The organism is Enterococcus sp. DIV1304_2 (assembly GCF_050555445.1).
GTDB classification, from domain to species: Bacteria; Bacillota; Bacilli; order Lactobacillales; family Enterococcaceae; genus Enterococcus_B; species Enterococcus_B pernyi.
Genome location: NZ_CP187851.1, coordinates 887089 through 906879, shown reverse-complemented (window position 1 = coordinate 906879; position 19791 = coordinate 887089). Strand labels below are relative to the sequence as shown.

The 19791-nt window shown below is 35.0% G+C and carries 20 protein-coding genes and 1 riboswitch; of the genes, 2 read left to right on the top strand and 18 right to left on the bottom strand.

The genetic code is table 11. The annotated features are described in order from the left end of the window. Positions 1–67 precede the first annotated feature (67 nt). A complete protein-coding gene (locus IGJ14_RS04300) occupies positions 68–874 on the top strand; it encodes a DUF1189 domain-containing protein (RefSeq protein ID WP_108144926.1) in 807 nt (268 codons plus the stop codon). A gap of 55 nt (positions 875–929) precedes the next feature. On the opposite strand, the gene IGJ14_RS04295 is transcribed toward IGJ14_RS04300, so the two are convergent. From IGJ14_RS04295 to mltG, 9 genes are all read right to left on the bottom strand, one after another. Beyond that, entirely contained in the window at positions 930–1877 is a 948-nt protein-coding gene (locus tag IGJ14_RS04295) for a phosphoglycerate dehydrogenase (RefSeq protein WP_108144925.1), read from the bottom strand. 220 nt (positions 1878–2097) lie between these two features. Continuing rightward, a complete protein-coding gene (locus IGJ14_RS04290) occupies positions 2098–2400 on the bottom strand; it encodes a HesB/YadR/YfhF family protein (RefSeq protein WP_104871492.1) in 303 nt (100 codons plus the stop codon). 15 nt (positions 2401–2415) lie between these two features. Further along, complete coding sequence (locus IGJ14_RS04285; protein ID WP_010735916.1) at positions 2416–3081, bottom strand: potassium channel family protein; 666 nt, start codon at positions 3079–3081, stop codon at positions 2416–2418. Between the two features lie 187 nt (positions 3082–3268). Then, complete coding sequence (gene mgtE, locus IGJ14_RS04280; RefSeq protein WP_430608319.1) at positions 3269–4660, bottom strand: magnesium transporter; 1392 nt, start codon at positions 4658–4660, stop codon at positions 3269–3271. A 144-nt stretch (positions 4661–4804) separates the two neighbouring features. Beyond that, positions 4805–4980, bottom strand: a riboswitch (M-box (ykoK) riboswitch). Between the two features lie 121 nt (positions 4981–5101). Continuing rightward, the gene (locus tag IGJ14_RS04275) at positions 5102–5734 is read right to left on the bottom strand and encodes a response regulator transcription factor (protein WP_104871489.1); all 633 of its coding nucleotides are present in this window, start codon (positions 5732–5734) and stop codon (positions 5102–5104) included. Further along, on the bottom strand, positions 5731–6804 hold the full coding sequence (liaS, locus tag IGJ14_RS04270; protein ID WP_104871488.1) for a two-component system sensor histidine kinase LiaS: 1074 nt from the start codon (positions 6802–6804) through the stop codon (positions 5731–5733). Before liaS ends, IGJ14_RS04275 begins: the two co-directional genes overlap by 4 nt. Next, positions 6801–7532, bottom strand: a complete 732-nt coding sequence (liaF, locus tag IGJ14_RS04265) for a cell wall-active antibiotics response protein LiaF (RefSeq protein ID WP_104871487.1) — start codon at positions 7530–7532, stop codon at positions 6801–6803. Before liaF ends, liaS begins: the two co-directional genes overlap by 4 nt. Before the next feature lie 179 nt (positions 7533–7711). Further along, positions 7712–8191 (bottom strand): transcription elongation factor GreA, encoded by a 480-nt coding sequence (greA, locus tag IGJ14_RS04260; protein ID WP_010735922.1) that lies wholly within the window; start codon positions 8189–8191, stop codon positions 7712–7714. 139 nt (positions 8192–8330) lie between these two features. Beyond that, entirely contained in the window at positions 8331–9506 is a 1176-nt protein-coding gene (gene mltG / locus IGJ14_RS04255; protein ID WP_108144923.1) for an endolytic transglycosylase MltG, read from the bottom strand. A gap of 216 nt (positions 9507–9722) precedes the next feature. Here mltG and IGJ14_RS04250 point away from each other — a divergent pair, with 216 nt between their 5' ends. Continuing rightward, positions 9723–10877 carry a serine hydrolase domain-containing protein gene (locus IGJ14_RS04250; protein WP_108144922.1) on the top strand — a complete coding sequence of 385 codons (1155 nt, stop codon included), beginning with the start codon at positions 9723–9725 and terminating at the stop codon, positions 10875–10877. A 112-nt stretch (positions 10878–10989) separates the two neighbouring features. On the opposite strand, the gene IGJ14_RS04245 is transcribed toward IGJ14_RS04250, so the two are convergent. The 9 genes from IGJ14_RS04245 to IGJ14_RS04205 form a co-directional block, all read right to left on the bottom strand. Beyond that, entirely contained in the window at positions 10990–11949 is a 960-nt protein-coding gene (locus tag IGJ14_RS04245; protein ID WP_108144921.1) for an NAD-dependent epimerase/dehydratase family protein, read from the bottom strand. Between the two features lie 237 nt (positions 11950–12186). Continuing rightward, on the bottom strand, positions 12187–12933 hold the full coding sequence (locus tag IGJ14_RS04240) for an acylneuraminate cytidylyltransferase family protein (RefSeq protein ID WP_108144920.1): 747 nt from the start codon (positions 12931–12933) through the stop codon (positions 12187–12189). Further along, positions 12934–13839 carry a Gfo/Idh/MocA family protein gene (locus IGJ14_RS04235; RefSeq protein WP_108144919.1) on the bottom strand — a complete coding sequence of 302 codons (906 nt, stop codon included), beginning with the start codon at positions 13837–13839 and terminating at the stop codon, positions 12934–12936. It lies immediately after the preceding gene. Between the two features lies 1 nt (position 13840). Beyond that, complete coding sequence (locus IGJ14_RS04230; RefSeq protein WP_108144918.1) at positions 13841–14818, bottom strand: Gfo/Idh/MocA family protein; 978 nt, start codon at positions 14816–14818, stop codon at positions 13841–13843. Between the two features lie 13 nt (positions 14819–14831). Further along, positions 14832–15974 (bottom strand): DegT/DnrJ/EryC1/StrS family aminotransferase, encoded by a 1143-nt coding sequence (locus tag IGJ14_RS04225; RefSeq protein ID WP_108144917.1) that lies wholly within the window; start codon positions 15972–15974, stop codon positions 14832–14834. Then, entirely contained in the window at positions 15964–16635 is a 672-nt protein-coding gene (locus IGJ14_RS04220; protein ID WP_108144916.1) for an acetyltransferase, read from the bottom strand. Before IGJ14_RS04220 ends, IGJ14_RS04225 begins: the two co-directional genes overlap by 11 nt. Then, positions 16608–17756, bottom strand: coding sequence for a UDP-N-acetylglucosamine 2-epimerase (gene neuC, locus IGJ14_RS04215; RefSeq protein WP_108144915.1), 1149 nt, complete (start codon positions 17754–17756; stop codon positions 16608–16610). Before neuC ends, IGJ14_RS04220 begins: the two co-directional genes overlap by 28 nt. Continuing rightward, positions 17753–18757 (bottom strand): N-acetylneuraminate synthase, encoded by a 1005-nt coding sequence (gene neuB / locus IGJ14_RS04210; RefSeq protein ID WP_108144914.1) that lies wholly within the window; start codon positions 18755–18757, stop codon positions 17753–17755. The genes neuC and neuB overlap by 4 nt, the downstream gene beginning before the upstream one ends. A gap of 12 nt (positions 18758–18769) precedes the next feature. Next, positions 18770–19777, bottom strand: coding sequence for a UDP-N-acetylglucosamine 4,6-dehydratase family protein (locus IGJ14_RS04205; protein ID WP_430608315.1), 1008 nt, complete (start codon positions 19775–19777; stop codon positions 18770–18772). Between the last annotated feature and the right edge of the window lie 14 nt (positions 19778–19791).

Sequence of the window (19791 nt, the reverse complement as noted above, 5' to 3'; positions counted from 1 at the left end):
ACTCTTGTAATTCATAGCATACTCCGCTAGAATTGCTAGTGATGACAATTCTACAGAAGGAGTAATTATGACAACAAAACAATTAATCATTAGCTCATTTGCTCGATTCACCGAGCTTAAAAATGCTAAAAACGTATCATTTGGAAAATCATTAGTCTATCTTTTATGTTTAAGCATACTGATGGCACTACCTATTTCTTACCAAATTTTTCAAGTGCTAGACACGATCAAATCAGATGGTCAAAAAATTGCATCTGAAATTCCAGATTTTAAGATTCGTGATGGACAAATCGATTCGCCAACAAATGAAGGTTTTATTTATCAAACGGATTCGATCATCTTCACCTTTGACCCAGAAGGAAAACGTACCCCTGAAGATATCTCTTCAGATTTGATAGGGAACTTCCTAAGTGTCGGTCTTCTGAAGGATCAGTTGGTATTAGCTTTACCGAATACTGGCACGACTTCGGCATTATTGAACAATAACCAATTTGAATTTGAGTATACGAATAATGCCTTAAAAAATCTAACTGGTGAAAGCTTACGCAGTACATTAAGTGAAGCAACGATTCCTTTTTGGATCAAAGCCTTAGTATTTTTGATTTCAATTTATCCTAGCTTTTTAAATTTGATCATCACTTTACTTATGGCAAATTTTGCAGCTTATGTATACGCAAGATTACGTTTAGCTAAAGTAACTTTTCTCGATTGTTTAAAAACGATGATCTATGCGATATCTTTACCTACTGTTATTGCAACGATCCTGATGATTTTTGCCCCTACTTTCGATACGACAGCGTTTATTGCATTTGCCGGCATATTCATTTTCGCTCAAGCAGTCAAAGGCTGGCCAAAAATCCAATTACCAAAATAAAAGAATCTCTGGGAGAGGTAGTCACTACACACCTCTTCTAGAGATTCTTTTTCATTTAATAACCTTCATTCAAATCGATTTCATTTACTTCTAATTCTGTTTTGTCTACGTAGGATTTTAAGTTTGTCAGAAAAATATCCATAAACTTCGTTTGGAAATGTGGTGTCTGACCGGCAATATGAGAGGTGATCAACACATCTTCTCTTTCCCATAATGGACTATCTTTTGCTAATGGTTCTTCTTCAAACACATCTAAAGCCGCAAAAGCCAGTTGACCATCGTCTAACGCAGCTATTAAATCAGATGTTTTTACAGAAGGCCCACGTCCTACATTGATGAATAGCGCTTCTTTATCAAAAGCTTCAAATACTTTTGCGTCAAACAATCCTTTTGTCTGATCTGTCAAAGGTAAGATATTCACCACAATCGTTGCTTTCGGCAAGATTTCTTTTAATTTCTCTAATGGATAAGTCTCTTTGAAACCTTCCACTGGATGTCCAGATGTATTGATGCCGATACATTCTAAACCAAATGTAGCTGCCTGTTGTGCCAATTTTTTTCCAATATGTCCAGTTCCAATAATTAGTAATTTTTGATCTGCCAATGCCTGATAATGGATATCTGATCCTAGCCACTCTTTATTGAACTGTGCTCGTTGAGCTTGGAACAATCCACGAGAATAGCCTAAAATAATGCCCATGGTATGCTCACTGATCGATTCTACATGGATACCACTCGCATTGGAAAGTAAGATATTTTTGTCAGCGAATTCGTTTAATGGAAGATTATCTACTCCAGCAGAAATCGATTGGACCCATTTTAAGCTGTCAGAAGCGAATATATCTTCTTGATAATCACCATTCCAGCCGATACTGATCGCTATTTCAGAAAGTTCGTCGGATGCTACTTCCGTTTGAAATGAATACTCTGGTGCTATTTCTTTGATCTTTTCGATAAATTCTTCACGAAACGAACGTACTGAATAAATAATTTTTTTTGTCATCACACCCCATCCTCTCTACCTATCAGTCTAGCTTAAACTCTCAAAAGAATGAAGTAGGATGCACTTCATACCTTGAACGACTTTTTCCTTTAATGACCACTGTAAAAGTGAATCAGCGTTTGACTGTCTAAAAAAACAAGCCTAACAATCCGAAAGTAAGTAAAACTTACTTTCCGTTCGTCAGGCTTGTTTTCCTAAATATATAAGACTATCTCTCACCTTATACATCCGCTGTTTCTTGGAAATGATATGTTGGTTCATCTAATTGAGGATCATAATCTACAACCAGATCATAGCCTTTGAAGAACCAATCATCGGCTTCATCAATAAAGAATAATAGACCATCGATCTTTTCTTGTTTCATCGGACGTTCCGGAAACTCCACAGACATACCGATTGAAAATCCCTCATGTACTTCTGTTTTGCCATATACTTTCCCAAAAAAACGGATACCATAATTTTCAGGTAAATCTACCTCTGCTTGAAACCATTCTTTTGCTTTGTCCGTTATTGTTAATTCCATGTGATGAGCCCCTTTTTATTGATTCATTTTATCATCAAGTATATCTACATCTTCTGTTTCTCCGATAACAAGTAGATTATCATTTTCACGTACATATTCGTCTGCGGCTGGCGACACTACGACAGAACGATCGAAGCGCCGGATGGCTACCACAGTCAAATCAAATCGCTGTCTGAAATTTAGTTCTGCTAACGTTTTATTAAAGAACTTGGGATTAGACACCCGAATCTCAGCAAGCGAAAATTTGTCTGACAGCTCTAAATAATCCAAAATATTTTTTGAAACAAGATTATGTGCGATCCGTATCCCCATATCCCTCTCAGGATGAACAACGCGATCTGCACCGATCTTTTCAAGAACCCGAGCATGATACTCATTTTGTGCTTTAGCTAAAATATTCGGAACGCCCATTTCTTTGACCATCAGAGTCACTAAAATACTTGCTTGGATATCTTCTCCAATTGCTACGATCACATGATCAAAATTTCTGATCCCTAAAGATCGTAAAGTCATTTCATCTTGTGCATTCGCAACCACTGCATGTGTTGCGATATTCATATATTCATTCACGCGATCTTCACTGCTATCAATGGCTAAAACTTCTTGTCCAGCTTCGACTAATGTCCGACAGATACTACCGCCAAAACGTCCAAGTCCTACGATTGCAAAATTCTGTTTCACTTTTCTCCTCCTTTTTCCATTCCATTTCAAGTATAGCAAAGCCACTCTAAAAACAAAAGTAACCCTGCTTTTCTTTACGGAAAACCCTAATTTTAATGGAGGGTCAAGAGAAGGACTACTATGGTAGACCATAGAATATTCCTTGATGTTTATACTAAAAAGGTATGCCTATATATACTAATTATTCCTACAATAAGTAACCTAAGAATACGTTAACTGAAATAAAGTAAATAAATAACCCAGCAATATCTTTGATCGAGGTAATGATCGGTGCAGATCCAGCAGCTTGATCAATATTCAATTTCAATAAGATAAAAGGAATCAAAAAACCCAAGGCTGCAGCTAAGGTCATTGCAAAGACCAAGGAGATTCCCACAGCTACACCTAACAATGGAATCCCTTGCCATACAGAAGCGACTATTCCAGATACGATCCCTACAACAATCCCTAAGCTTAAACCGATCCCTGTTTCCTTCAAAAAGTGCTTAATAAATGTGTTTAGATCAATATGTCCTAAAGATAATCCGCGAACAAAAACCGTCGATGACTGCGTCCCTACATTCCCACCCATATCCATGATCAAAGGAATAAAAATAGCAACAGCGGCCACTGATTCTAACGTTTGTTCAAACTCATCGATCACTAGACCAGCTAACATCCCTGCGACCAATGTGATGGCTAAGAAAGGCAACCTGACTTTCCAGATTTGCCAAAGACTGCCGTTGATCAGTACTGTACTACGATCAGCTTCTACAGAGGCGACATCTGCTAAACCAGCGGCATTGAACATATCCTCGGTTGTTTCTTGCTCTAAGACATCGATAGCGTCATCCACTGTCACAATGCCGACTAGTCGTGTTTCTTTATCCACGACGGGAATAGCGATCAAATCTAACTCTTGTAACAATCGTGCGGTTTCTTCCTGGTCAGTGTCTGTGGTTACATAAGCAACATGCTTGATCATGATTTCTTCAATGCGTTGATCACTTTCTGCAATGACTAAATCCTTTAATGATAGGACCCCTTCAATTTTTTTCGCCATATCTGTCACATACAAAATATAGATTGTTTCCATTTCTTTGGCTAATTTTCTGATTTTATGCAGTGCTTCTTCAACAGTCATTTCTTTCTTTATTGAAATAAATTCAGTCGTCATGATCCGTCCAGCCGTCTCATGTTCATAGCCCATCAATCGATTCGTCGTTGCACGCTCTTCTTCGGAAAGCTCTGCCAATAATTTTTTAGTCACACTCGCTGGTAATTCGTAAAACAACCTTACCCGATCATCTGGAGCCATCTCATTTACAAATTCAATCACTCCCTCATCCGTAAAAGAGCGAAGCAAGTCTTGTTGGACAGCTGGTTCAAATGTTTCAAAGATTTCGAGAGCTTTGTTCTTTGATAATAATCGAAAGACAAGAACTTGCTTATCTGAAGGTAGCGTAACAAATAGTTGGAGCAATTCCACTTTCTCGATCGTTGCTAAATAGTTCTTCAATTCTTCAAGCTTTTTTTGCTCAAGATAGTTAAGAATCGTCAATTGTGTTTCTAGGTTATTTGTATCATTTAGTGTTCTCATCTCGCATTCTCCTTTGTTACATCGTTTTTTCGATATAAACTTGTTGGATGGATTCGTTTAGAAAAACAGGAAGTACATAAAAAAGACGGCCTCCAAAAGAAGCCGTCTCATAAGATCCCATCAAAATGGTACCAGTGTTTACCTGAACGAACTTCTCGTCTGAGCTTTAGCACTAAAAGACGTAATTCTGGAAATATGATCCAGATAGCTACGTTAAGCACGCCTTAAGCCGACGTTGCCTGTTATACCCTGTGGCGTCTCTCGACGTTTGAGGGCAGTAGCCTGTGTTCTTTTAGGAGCCTCACCTAACAAGTTTTTATAATTAAACCCTACAGGTAAAATTGGTTTTTGTCAATAAGAGGATGAGTATTTGATAAAAAAATCCGGAATATTGTTAATCGTATCCCAATATAGTTATGCAATCATCCATTTTGTTTATTTTTACTTTACCAATCCATGCTTGAATGCGTAAATGGCAGCTTGCGTACGATCTTCCACTTCTAGCTTCGCTAAAATATTAGAAACATGTGTTTTGACTGTTTTCAAAGTGATAAACAATTCGTCTGCGATTTCTTGATTGCTTTTTCCTTCAGAGATCAACATAAGAATCTCATTTTCGCGATTCGTCAAATCATCGTGTAAGATCGGCTCATTGCGTCGACTCATTTTTTCCATCATTTTCGAGGTTACTTCAGGTTCAAGCACACGTTCGCCTCTTTGAGTCGCACGAATCGCATCAGCGATTTCATGGGCTGTCGATGTTTTAAGTAAGTAGCCCGTTGCGCCAGCTTCAATAGCTGGATATACTTTCTCATCATCAATAAAACTCGTGACGATAATGATTTTTGCTTCTGGCCAATCTTTGAGGATTGCTTTTGTAGATTCGATCCCGTCCATTTCTTCCATGACTAAATCCATTAAAATCACGTCCGGACGAAGTGCCATGGCTTTCTCATAGCCTTGCCGCCCATCCTCAGCTTCTCCGATCACTTCGATATCTTCTTGGATCGATAAATAGGATGAAACCCCTAAACGTACCATTTCATGATCATCGACTAGTAGTACTTTTATCATTTTTCCGCCTCCTTTATTAAAGGAACTTTGATTTCCACACTTGTTCCTTGTCCTTTGAAACTAATGATTTTTACTGTTCCACCAATACCTGCTACACGTTCTCTGATATTGTTTAGTCCGTAGCTACCGGTTTTTGTTTCATTCATATTGAAGCCAGTACCGTCATCGATCACTCGTAATAAAAGATTATTATCGATTTTATGCAGATACACTTCTAATTCATTGGCTTTTGCATGGCGTAACGTGTTTGAAAGTAGTTCTTGAACGATCCGGAAGAGATGATCTTCAATCGAATCAGATAAAGTGATATCTTCAATATCCCATTTCAATGCAATTTGTATCTTGTTTTTTAATTCTTTTAATAATTGCTCGATTCCTTGTTTCAAACTTTTTTCTTCAAGATTGACTGGTCGTAAATGTAGTAGCAACGCACGCATTTCAGATTGTGAAGCATTGATGATATCCGCTACCATCCTTAGTTGTTTACGAAACATTTCAGGCGTATCACTTTTTTCTGCTTGTTCCGTCAGAGCAGACATCATCATCATCGCTGCAAATAATTGCTGGGAAACTGAATCATGGAGCTCACGTGCTAAACGATGTCTTTCTAATTCTAAGATTTCTTCTTTTGTTTGTCCATCCACATATTGAGGTCGACTCGTCAATATTTGAAGTTCACTTGAGACTTCAACCATTTTTTCTTTGATTTTGGTTATTTCTTTTTCAATTTCTTTCACGTATATATCGTCAGAAGCGCTTGGTAAGGAATCATTTAAAACTTTTGCTTCATAATTGCCGGAAGAAATTGCACGTAATTGTTCTTCGATTTTCCCATAACGTGCTTTTTGTAAAAGAGAGACAATCAAAAAAACAATCAGGCCCACACCTGACGAAATCGCTAGTAAGTGAAAGATCAAAGGCACATATAAAATTCTGGCACTTAATAAAGTACGCCAAAAATGAGTTTGGTTGCTTGCGTAAAAATAAGTAAAAAAAGAAAATAAAATGACGATAAATGAGGCGATCGAAGCATAGATAGCTAGCATCGGTCGAGAAAGTTTCTCTATCATGCTCGGATCACCTCAATATCTCCAATCAATGTATTCGTAATGATTTTTAAACGACGTGGATTTTCATCGTAATCATTGCTATAGATTTTGATTGACTCATTCTTCAATGAGAATTGTTCTTCTTCAAATTGTACATTCCCTACTAAGGTTGCGTGCTCAAGACTGATTGCAATCCCTAAAGGAACTAAGATCCGTGTTCTACCGATGCCTTTTCTGACGATAACGATATTATCATCTTTAGGTAACAAGGTGTTTCCTAAATCAATGATCGTATCTCCTGAAAGAAGCGCGATATTGATATCGTCCCATTCATACACATCATTACCAATTCGCTGGTTACCGAATAATTGTTGTTTCTTTCGTTCATTGTTGTGGGACTTCACTTGCTCTGTTTGAACCATAATGATTTGTTTTTTTCGCCAAAAAGCATTTTTGGTTAGATCGATCCCAGAAATCTCTACGCCTTTAAGACCAATGAACAAGACAGCAAAAACTGCCATTACCCATAGCGCTGGACTATTGATCAAACTGAAGAAAATAACTAATCCACCTAGTACAAATTGAAAATTTTGAAAGCCCGATCTCGGTGATTTTCGCAATGCAAGATAGATATTAAAAATACCAAATAAGACTAATAGTAATAATTCAACATTATTTACGATTTGCCAAACTGCAAAGATCAATAGTAATGCTTCTACTACTATAAAAAAGCGCCAAGAGCTATTCATCGCTATTCTCCTTCCCTTTTCATTCTCTTTTTTATCATACCTATTTTTGTTTCGAGATGCTATAGGACTTTAGATGTAACTATCGATTTCTACAGCAAAAGGCCTGGGACTTTGTGTCATGGTCCCAGACCTTTTGCATAGACAAACTAATAATTAATTATCTGTGTCCAAATTTCTACTTATGCTTGTGCAACCTTGACGATTTTTACTTGCATATCGCCACCAGGTGTTGAAATCGTCACTTCATCATTTTTATACTTACCGATCAAAGCTTGTGCAATCGGTGAATCATTGGAAATTTTTCCAGAGAACGGATCTGCCTCAGCACTTCCTACGATCGTGTATTCTTCTTCTTCTCCGTCTGGTAACTCAATGAACGTCACTGTTTTACCAATAGACACTTCATCCGAATCAACCCCATCGTTGTCAATGATCTGTGCGAAACGGATCATATTCTCGATTGTAGTGATGCGCCCCTCTACAAAAGCTTGTTCATCTTTAGCTGCTTCATATTCTGAGTTCTCAGATAAATCACCAAAGCCACGGGCGATTTTGATTCGTTCAATGATTTCTCCCCGTTTAACTGTTTTTAATTCTTCTAATTCTTGCTCTAATTTTGCTTTTCCTTCAAGCGTCATAGGATATACTTTTTCTACCATGTATAACTCTTCTCCTTTTTCTATCGAATACCGCAAAAGGTAATCTTTTACGGACTACAGTCCAAAAAAGATTACCATGCTTTTTCTAAAATGTAAATGTTTTTCTAAAAATAAATCAAGATGTAGATAACGTTCAATTTTAGTTATTTACGTATTTTTGTACTAATTCCATATGCTCCTCATATGTTTTTGCAAAATAAACCTCACCTGTAGTGATATCTGCGACAAAATAGTAATAATCATTATCTGCCGGTTCAATCACAGCTTGGATAGCTGCTTCACTTGGACTGTTGAATGGTCCTGGCCCATATCCTTTATTTGTATAAAGGTTATAAGGTGAATCTACTGCCGTATCTTCATAAGAGACAAATTCTTTGTGTTCGCCTAACGCATATAAAATAGAAATATCTGATTGCAATGGCATTCCTATGTCAATGCGATTATAGAAAACTCTGGCAATATTTTTACGATCTGATTCAGATACCCCTTCTTTTTCGATCAATGAAGCAAGTGTCATGATTTCTTGAACCGTATGATTTTGTTGCTTGATCGTAGAAAAATAAGGTTGTAACACGGTATTCGTTTTTTCGACCATCTGAATGATCAGATCTTTAAGTGACATATCTTTATAGTAATCATAAGTCGCTGGGAATAAATAACCTTCTAAGCGATACTTGGTGTTTTCTGCCTTAGCTGCACTTTCTAATAAATCAGGGTATTTTTGAGTCAACTCAGTGAAAAAGGCTTCATTTTTTAGTAGATCTAAAAATTCCTGCTTATCTTTCCCAGTGATTTTTGCTACTCGTTCTGCAATCTGCTCTGCATCAAATCCCTCTGGTATCGTGATCTTCCCATCTGCCACTTCTGTAGGTTCTGAGGTGCCACCTTCTTGGAGCTCTTTACCGATTTCATCTAACGTCATGTTAGGGGCTAATTGATAGAAACCAGCCTGAAAACCAGTCATATTTTTAAATTTTGTATAATAATTAAATACGATACCGCTCTTGATGATATGGTCTTGTTCTAAAATCTCTCCGATTTGCTTATTTGAAGAGCCACTAGGTATTTCGATCGAAACCAATTGTTCATTCTCTGGGTCTAAAGGTTTTAAACCACTATCAATATAGCGATAGACCGTAAAACCAAATACACATCCAATAATTAGCAACGTAAGCGCAATCACTAAAATAATTTTTCCTACGATTTTATCTTCTTTTTTACGTAGGTCTTTTCGCTTACTGACTACATCTGTCGAATCAGTTGTATTCTTTTGTCGTCGTGTCTTCTCATCTGGATGTTGTTTGTTTTCTGACAAAACAACTCCTCCTTACTATCAACTTCATAACTTTATTCATTATACATGAAATTCAGGCGGAGGTGAATTATTTTTAACAATTCTTATGTCAAAATTGTAAGTAGTAAATCGATTCTCTTCGGCTTAAAATAGAAAATAAAATGATTCTTATTTACTAAATAACAATAATCTGCTTATTTTAATCACTAAGCTCCTAAACAGGAAGGATTGATAGACATGAACAAAAGTAAACATTTGAAAAGAAAACCAGCTTCCCGTTTTTCTTTTTCTCAAAAACTCTGCTTATTCATTTTAGTCGTAACTATTGGGATTATCACATGGTCTACCTATGAAATGGCCCAGTCAAGAGTATCCGCTTCGATTCAAGTAGCAAATGATTCCTTAGACTTGACCGAAGATGAACAAGCCCTTGCCGATCAGATCGATCAATTGTTACAAAAAAATGATTATGTTGGATCTGTCTATATTCGTAAAAATGGTCGAGTGATCCTTGAAAAGGGCTACGGATACGCTAACGAAGAGGCACAGCAACCAAACACTCTATCTTTGTATTATCAAATCGGTTCGATCCAAAAAGCAATGACTGCGCTACTGATACTCAAACAAGTTGATCTAGGGAAACTTTCTTTAGATACTAAACTGGCTAAATTTTATCCCCAAATCAACGGCAGCAACAAAATCACGATCAAAGATTTACTATATATGCGATCAGGATTGAAAAAAACAGCTTCTCCGACCGTACCGATGAATGATCAAGAGGTGATCCAATTTGCGCTTGATCATCTCGAATATACCAATGATCAAAGTTACAAATATGAACCATTGAATTTCACATTATTGACAGGTATTTTAATGAAATTGACCCATCAACCATACGAAAAATTGGTGTATGATCAAATCATCACTCCGTTACAGTTAAAACAGACGACCTTCTATGACCAAGTCAAAAACACTTCAGAACACGCAGTTTCCTATCAAATGAGTCCAGACGATGATTATCATCAAGCTTTGACTGAATCTGAAACAGATATACGCAATGAATTAGGAACTGGAAATATCAGTATGTCCGTGTATGACTTGAACGAATTTTTTACAAAAGTATTAAAAGGAAAATTGATTCCACAAGATTTACTTTTTTCTCTTTGGGGAAAGAATTTGAGTGGACGTCCATATAACGGCGGGGTCTACAGTGGGAGAGATACAATATTTGCTCAAGGGAACATCAATCGGTTCCATGCAGTATTAGCAATGAAAAAAGATACTTCTGATGCAGTTGTGTTGGAAAGTAATATCCAAGCCGATAAAAAATATAAAACAACAGCCACCGATCTTAGAGATCAGATTTATAAATTGATGGGAAATGATGAATAAGCAATTTGTTTACTTGCCATCTGTGGATAATTGAATAAGAATGAAGAAAACCTTGTATAAGCATTTTGGCTTGATACAAGGTTTTCTCAGTTGTTTCCTAGATATAGAAACTTTATGATTGTGTCGTATTTATTTCTGTTGCTAAATATTTTCTCATGCCATCAAGTATGCTGTGTTTAGGTTGATAACCTAGTGCTGAAAGCTTAGTGATATCAGCTAAAGAGTCATGGATATCTCCAGTTCTCTCCTCTTGGTAATCCAACAGTAATTCAACTTCAAGAATCTGATTGATCGTCTGGATCAACTCAAGTAAAGTTGTACTATTTCCCGTTCCAACATTGAATTGTTGCCCTAATGCTTTTTCTTCTTTCGAAACAAGCAATAAAGCTTGTACGACATCTTCAACATAGACAAAATCTCTTGATTGACTGCCATCACCGAATAAAGTAAATGACGCTTTTTCACCAGCAAGTTGCTTTTTATAGCGATCCACTAAAATAGAGATCACCCCGCTGTACGGCGAATTTGGATTTTGATTTGGACCGTATACGTTGAAGAAACGTACCGCAGTTCCTGGCACATCATACAGATGACAATAATCAAGTACATATTGTTCAGCAGCAAATTTATCGATAGCATAAGGCGTCAACGGTCGTATAACTGACTCTTCTTTTTTAGGTAGTGTTGGTTCATCTCCATAAACAGCTGCAGAAGAGCTAAATACGATACGCTTTAAATTTGGCTGATACTTACGAATCAACTCAAGTAACATCAAGACACTATCAAAATTCACTCGGTGAGTTTCCAGCGGACGTTCAACAGAATCAGCAACACTAGCTATAGCAGCTAAATGGAAGATATAGTCAAACTGGTGATTGTTTAATAGTTCTTCCATTGCTTTTTCATCAGCTACATCCCCCTCAACGAAGTCAATGTTTTTGGTGGAATCAAGATTTTCTTTATTTCCCATAGATAGATCGTCGATAACGACTACTTTATTATTTTCACTCAAATGATTGGCTAATGTAGAACCGATAAAGCCGGCTCCACCAGTGATCAATATGTTATACACTTTGTTCCCCCCGAATATTTATTAAAAAACATAAGCCTATTTTAACATGCTGGCGTAACGAAAACTATGAATTCTCTAGTATTAGAAAAGCTAAGTGTTAAATTATGGAAAGAACAGACAGAAAACATCCAATTTCTATCTGTTCTAATATTTCTCTTTATCAACACTACTTATCGAAGAATATGAGCTTTTTGATTTTTATAGTGTCTATCATAAAGAGGATTATCCATTTTTTCGTTATTTTTCATATTTATAAATCTCTTGGAGTTCATTTGATTCATTTAACAATTTGGGTAATAAAAATTCTAACCATTTAAAATCTTCTTCGCTGTCAATATCTAAAATTAAGTAATCTTTCATTTCTATAATGCCACAATTACCATCAAACAGATAATCATTGTCTCTTAAAAATTCTGGTTTAAACGAATACATTGAAGCATTCATTTCAAAAACATCAGGTGCCTGCTGTCTAGAAGTATAGTGCGATGAATTGACTATTGTCACGGTATTATCAATAAGCTTGACCATATTGAAATAAGGATTACGTCTTGCTGGTACAACAGAAAAATATACGTCTTTATCCATATTTTTCATGTGCAGTGAAATCAACTCTTCCAGATTAGAAACTTCTCGTAAAGGTGATGTTAAATCTAAATCTACTATCAAATCGAAGAAATGGTTTTTCGTTTTTAGATTTAAATATGTGTCCCTTATCACTTCGATTTTTCCAACAGTATCTGTGGCGAGCTGCGGTTTACGCGATATAATTTTTACTTTATCGTTTAGTTTTTTAGTTATTTCAATCAATTCATTACTGTCTGTATTCAACGCAATTGTACAACAATGCTCAGGATGTTTTTTCTTATAAATCTCAATGATTGCTAAAGCATAATGCACTAATGGTTTTCCAGATAAAAATTTTAAATTCTTATTTTTAAAACCTTTAGATCCTGCTCTTCCGCAAATAGTAAATAAAATTTCCATTTATTTTTCCTCGGCAATCTTTAGTACTTCATTCGCATGATATAAACTATTCCAATTACTTTTGTTTGTGATAACATTTTTTAAAAAATATTTTAATTCTTCTTCATACATATCATTAGAGTTCTCAACTAACTTACACACTACGCTATTATTTATGCTCACTTCATTAGTTAGTAAATTTATTTCAACTAATCCTTCAGTGGTAAATAGTTCCAATTTACGCATCGGGTCTTTACCAAAATAGTCCAAATGTACTTCGACGATTTTATCTTCATAACTCAATAAGTAAGTGGCTAAATCATTACTACCTATTTCAAGATGAGAAAATTTACCAAACTGCTTCTTTACTTCTTTTGGAAAGCCAAATAAATGAATAATATAGTCAAGTTCATGTATACAATCTAGTTCTACTCCACCTCCCATTGATTTGTATGCAGAATAATTAACCCTATAATCAGTGTTTTTCCGCCAATCAGGTAGATAAGTAGAACAAGTTGATCTAACAGAATATATGTTAGAGTCCATAATTTTTTTACGAGTCAAATCCATAATTTTTTTATATCTTAATGGGGCAGCTACGTAAATATTTTGTTCGTTATAATCATATTCAGCCAAATCAACACTTTCAGAAAAAACTGGTTTTTCTAAAAATATATAATTTGCCTTTTTATAAATCATATTCAACGTTGGAAGATGTTTAAAGGTTGGATTAGTAATAAACGCTAGATCATAGTTATCTTTTAACTCCTCTTCGTGTTCAATATATGCGATATCAGAAAATTCCTTTTTACCACTACTACTATACGCAGTAATATCAAATTTAACGGAATGTTCATGCCCAAATTTTATTAAATTTTTTAAATGTCTCTTTCCAATTGACCCTAATCCAAAAAAAATTACTTTCATTTTATGTTGCCTCAATTTCATTGATTAAATTAATAATATAGTCATCTTTTTCAAAAGTATATTCTAGCTCATTTTTAAATTTTAATGCATCAAAAAATTCCTTTATTTCTTCAAGGTACGCATCTTCGATAATTGTATGAGAGTAATTGCTATCATGCTCAATCTGATCGTATAAATTAATCTTTTCCATACTAGCATTTGTATCATTCCATGAGAATAAAGTTTCTGGATTACCGCCCCATTCAATGAACGTTCCTTCACCTATTACTGTTAATTCTCTTTTTGCACTTCTTGAAAGAATGTCTACAGTTAAGGTGCCAACAACTCCATCAACGTGCTCGATCAAAAGATTATAGCTATCTGGATAATCTATATCAAGTTGAGATAATTTTTTTGCTGTTACAGTAAAGCTATTAACTCTTCCAAATGTATTGATGATCCATGGTAATTCAATTGCAAAAATTTCTCTACAACCATTCGTGGTTTTATTTCCAACAAAAAAATTACGATAGTCTTCCCAAGGATGCCAATCTGGAAGGTACTGGCCAACATGATATCGATAAGAAACGTTTCTATCCTTACGGATTCTTGATTCAATATATTGAATCTCTTTTCTTTTAAGAAATGTAGAAGATAAATATAGTAATTTATCTTTATTTTTAGCAATATCGATTACTTCTGTATAGTAATTATTTAATAGATTGATTTCCGTAAAAACATGACAATCTAAATTTAGCGCATCTTTTATTATGCTCTCATGAGAGATAGGAGAAGTACATACGAAAACTATATCAATTTTAAATAGATTTTTTGCAGCTTCTAAATTATCATACGTGGGTATGCTATATTTTTTTTCGACCTCAACGCAACGTTCCTTATTAGTATCGATTCCACATACAAGAATATCTTTAAAGTTATTTTGGATAAGACGCAATCTTCTTTTACCCATCGATCCTAATCCTACAATTCCCACTATCATATAAATAGCACTCCTATTTCAATAATTTCTTAATTTTATTGATAACGTACTCTTGCTCATCCTCAGACATATTACTACCAGATGGCAAGCAAAGGCCTCGATTGAATAAATACTCTGATACGCAAATATCCTCGCTATGATAATACATCTTTGACTCTTTAAATAATGGCTGCAAGTGAAGTGGTTTCCATAAAGCTCTTGTTTCAATATTATGTTCGTTCATTTTACTTATTAGTTCGACTACCTGATCAATTGAATAAAAGTTTTTAATAGTTAACGTTGATAACCACCGATTTGGTTTCATATTTTCTACTTCAGGCATCATTTCTATCTGATCAATTCCTGAAAAAGCATCTCTGTATCTATCAAAAATTGCTCTACGTTTTGTAACACGTTCGTCTAAAACTTCCATCTGTCCTCGTCCAATCCCAGCAGATATATTACTTAGACGATAATTATACCCTAATTCACTATGCTGATAGTATGGAGCTTGGTCTCTTGCTTGTGTAGCTAAAAATCTAGAGTGATCTACATATTTTTTTTCATTTGCTATTAACGCTCCCCCACCAGAAGTAGTAATAATTTTATTTCCATTAAATGAAAATATTCCAATTGTACCAAATAATCCTGAAGATAAACCATTATAAGTGGAGCCTAAAGATTCAGCTGCATCTTCTACTATCGGTACATTATATCGATTGGCAAGAGCTATAATTTCTTCATACTTAGCCATCTGTCCATATAGATTTACAACTATTATTGCTTTAGGAAGTTTATTGTTTTTTTCAGCTTCTTCTAAAGCTTTCCCCAATGCAATAGGGCTCATATTCCAAGTATCTGGTTCAGAATCAATAAATATAGGTATTGCACCTTGATATAAAATAGGATTTACAGATGCAATAAATGTGAATGAAGGTGCAAAGACAATATCGCCTCTCTCCACATTTAGTAAACGCAATGCTAAATGTATAGCAGCTGTTCCAGAACTTAAAGCTGAAGCTCCCCCTTTAGAGCCGGTATAGTTTGTAATACTTTCTTCAAATTTATCTACATTTTCTCCTAGTGGTGCAATCCAGTTATCTTTAAACGCTTTTTCAACATATTTTTCTTCTGTTCCACCCATGTGTGGGCTTGATAATAGAATTTTAGAATTCAAGATAGATTCCCTCTTTCATTATTTTAGCTGGTGTCCCATAAGACAAAGTATAAGATGGGATATCACTTACAACCGTACTACCTGCACCAATTATACACCAAACACCGATTTTCTTCATTTGTATACATTGAGAACCTATTCCAATATGGGTACCTTTCCCTACATGTACTCCACCAGCTAGGGCTACATTTGGTGATAGATGAACATATGATTCGACTATACAGTCGTGTTCAATGATTGAACCTGTATTGACAATTACATGTTCACCTATCAGTGAACCAGGATTAACCACAGCATTAGCAAAAATAACAGTTCCAACTCCAATTGAAGTATCAGTTGACAATACTGCATTCGGATGAATGACTATTCCATAATTTTCATTTGTCAAACTTAAATTATCGGCAATCTTTTTTCTCAATGCACAATCACCCAAAGCAATTACAAACTTATAATTATCTTTTTTAGTTAACTCATTAATTTCACTTATCTTACCTAGATATGCTAATCCTTTTAAATCAGTTATATTATCATCGAAAAACCCATGTATTTCAATGTTTCTTAATTTTAAAATATCGATAATAACTTTAGAATGTCCTCCTGCACCAATAATTATATATGGATATCTAGATGAGCCTAATAAGCAATTCTTTTCTGAATCCACTTCAATTCTTCCTTATCTATCAGAATTTGGTTTAATTTCTCAACAATTCTTTGTGAACTTTTACCATCACCATAAATATTTTTAACATTTGATAGGTTATCTAAAAAAAGAGGTGATTGTATTTTTTTTAAAGCTAGTTGGATCTCCTCTACTTCTAATTTTACATTAATCGTATTTTTAGATTGTTCCCGTCCATTTTGTCTTGATCCTAGATTAATAACTGGAATTTTAAAAGACGCTGCCTCAATGATACCTGACGATGAATTACCAATCATAAATTTAGACTCTTTTAGTATGGTTAAATATTCATCCGAAGCTAAATTAGTGATATAACAGATATTTGATAAAGAGTTTTCTTGGTAAATTTTACGAATAAGTTCGCTACCCGCATCGCTATTGGGTAGTATACATAATATGTGAAAATTTTGATCTCGCATTGCGTTAATCAATGTCATAACTTGCTGGTTTATTTTATCCATTTCTGTTACTACAGGATGGAAAATTTGTAACGCATATTTTTTTTCATCAAAATTTAGATTATATTTTTTTTTGATTTCTTTGTAACTAGGTAACTTGCTATTAGCGATGGTGTCGATCCTAGGTGCACCTACATTGAATACACGCCAACTATCTTCTCCCATCTTCAATAAGCGTTCTTTACTTTTTTCTGTTGCAGTAAAATGAATCGAAGCCAATTTGGAGATTGCATGCCTAATTGACTCATCTACCGTACCGGAGCGTTCACCACCATGTATATGCGCTGTTTTTATACCTAAATATAAACAGGCAATTGCAGCAGCCAGCATTTCTCCTCTATCACCTAACAAAATTACAAAGTCAGGTTCATATTTTTCAAAGATAGTTGTAAAGCCACTTAGTTCCAAGGAAAGTGAACGTGCCATGTTACCTTTAGTGTTTTCTAAAAAAAGGCTGTGAATTTCTCCCACTATTTCAAACTTGTCTGCTGTAATCAACTCTTTCGTGAGGCCATATTTATTTGCCAGATGCATACCAGAAATAATAAATGAAACATCCCAACCATCTTTTTTCAAGGCTGAAGCTACAGGTTTATATATACCGTAATCAGCACGGGTACCACTAACTATGAGTACTTTTTTCATTCAACATCTTCCTTCAACAATACACTATCTATCCCTATTGATTTATTAACTTTCTTTCCAATACACTGGTACAAATATTTAGGTGGTAAACCATTCCCTGGGCGTTTGATTGTGAGACAATCTTCAGTTAAAACATCCCCTGGTTCTAAGTCTTTTGTCACAACTATGCTTTTCCGTGCTACCTCTTTTGTACTAATTTCAGAAGGCATTGCCCTTTTTACACCATTACCCAAAAATACTTCCGCGTTTCTAATATGATCGACAAATCGCTCAAATTCTTCCGGATTTAAAGAAGCTTTATGGTCCGGTCCAGGAAGAGACTTATCTAATGTAAAATGTTTTTCTATAACTTTAGCCCCTAGTGCAACTGAGCAAATTCCTACATCATACCCTAATGAATGATCCGAATATCCTACAGGTAAATCAAACTTTTCTCTCAATGTGTTTATAGCAAATAAATTAATATCTTCTGATGCAGCAGGGTAATTTGAGGTACAATGCAAAATTGTCACTGGACTTTCTGTAAAGCAATTAACAGCTTCTTTTACTTCCTCTAAGTCAGACATGCCTGTTGATAATAGTACAGGCAAACCATACATATCAATCTTTCTCAGAAAAGGAATATTTGTTAAATCTCCAGACCCAATTTTAAATCCTTGAACACCAATTTCTTTTAGAAATGCTGCACTTTCTTCATCAAAAGGTGTAGACAAAAACTCTATATTATTTTTAATACAATAATTCCGAATCTCTACAAAATCTGACTTTGTTAATTCTAACTTTTCAAGCATTTCAAATTGAGAAGTGTTGGTTTGCATGTTATCTTTCTGATATTTTGCCATTTTTGCTTTTTTGGATACTAACTTACTTGTTTTAAATGTTTGAAATTTTACTGCATTAGCACCACATTCTTTGGCTTTATCGATACTTTCTAAAGCTAAATCGAGACGACCGTTATGATTCACTCCAATTTCTGCAATCACATATACTTGAGATTTCACTTTTCCACCTCCTTACCAATTAACAACATTATTTTCTTTTAATATATCAAGAAATTCTTGTTCATTCATTAAATCAGTTGTATCAGAAGAATAAGCAGTAATTTTTATTTTTTCATAACCTTCATATATCGAATCTGTTGCATGATAATTAGGCGGAATAATGTACATCTCATCATTCTCATATGATCTTTCAATCTCATCAGCAGTCATTAATTCTTCATATAATTTCTCGCCGGGTCTTATTCCAACTATTTTTATTTTCCCCTGATATTTTTTATCGTGTGTATTGTTATAATATTGAACTAAAGCGTCGGCAAGTGTGGATATTTTAATTGAAGGCATCTTTAGTACATATGTTTCGCCAAATTTCGAGTTTATAGCGGCTAAAAGAACTAATTTCGCTGCATCAGGAATAGACATCATAAAACGTGTCATATTATTATCAGTTAATGTAATATCTTTGTCATGTTCTAGCTGGCTACAAAAAAGCGGAATCACAGAACCGCTAGAACCTATCACATTACCAAATCTTACACATGAGAAAATGGTCTTTGTTTTCCCTTTGTATTGGTTTGCTGCAATAATTAGTTTCTCACTTAATAATTTGGTCGCTCCCATCGTATTTGTAGGACTAACTACTTTGTCAGTACTTATGCCTACAAAATGTTTAACCTCATTTTTTATTGCTGCATCAATTATGTTTTGAGTACCCATAACATTTGTTTTAACGGCTTCCATAGGATTATACTCGCTCGCGGGTACATGCTTCATTGCTGCAGCATGAAAAATTATATCAACATCTCTACATGCAAAGTCAATTCTTTGAGAATCTCTAATATCTCCGATCAAAAATCTTAGATTAGAATAAGCTGAAAGCTCTTGTTGCATAAAAAATTGTTTTTCCTCTCCACGGCTAAAAATCCTTATTGCCTTGGGCTCATACTTTAATAACTGGCGTACAATCTCGCTTCCAATAGATCCAGTTCCACCTGTTACTAATATCGTTTTTCCTTTAAACACAGTTTTATCTCTCC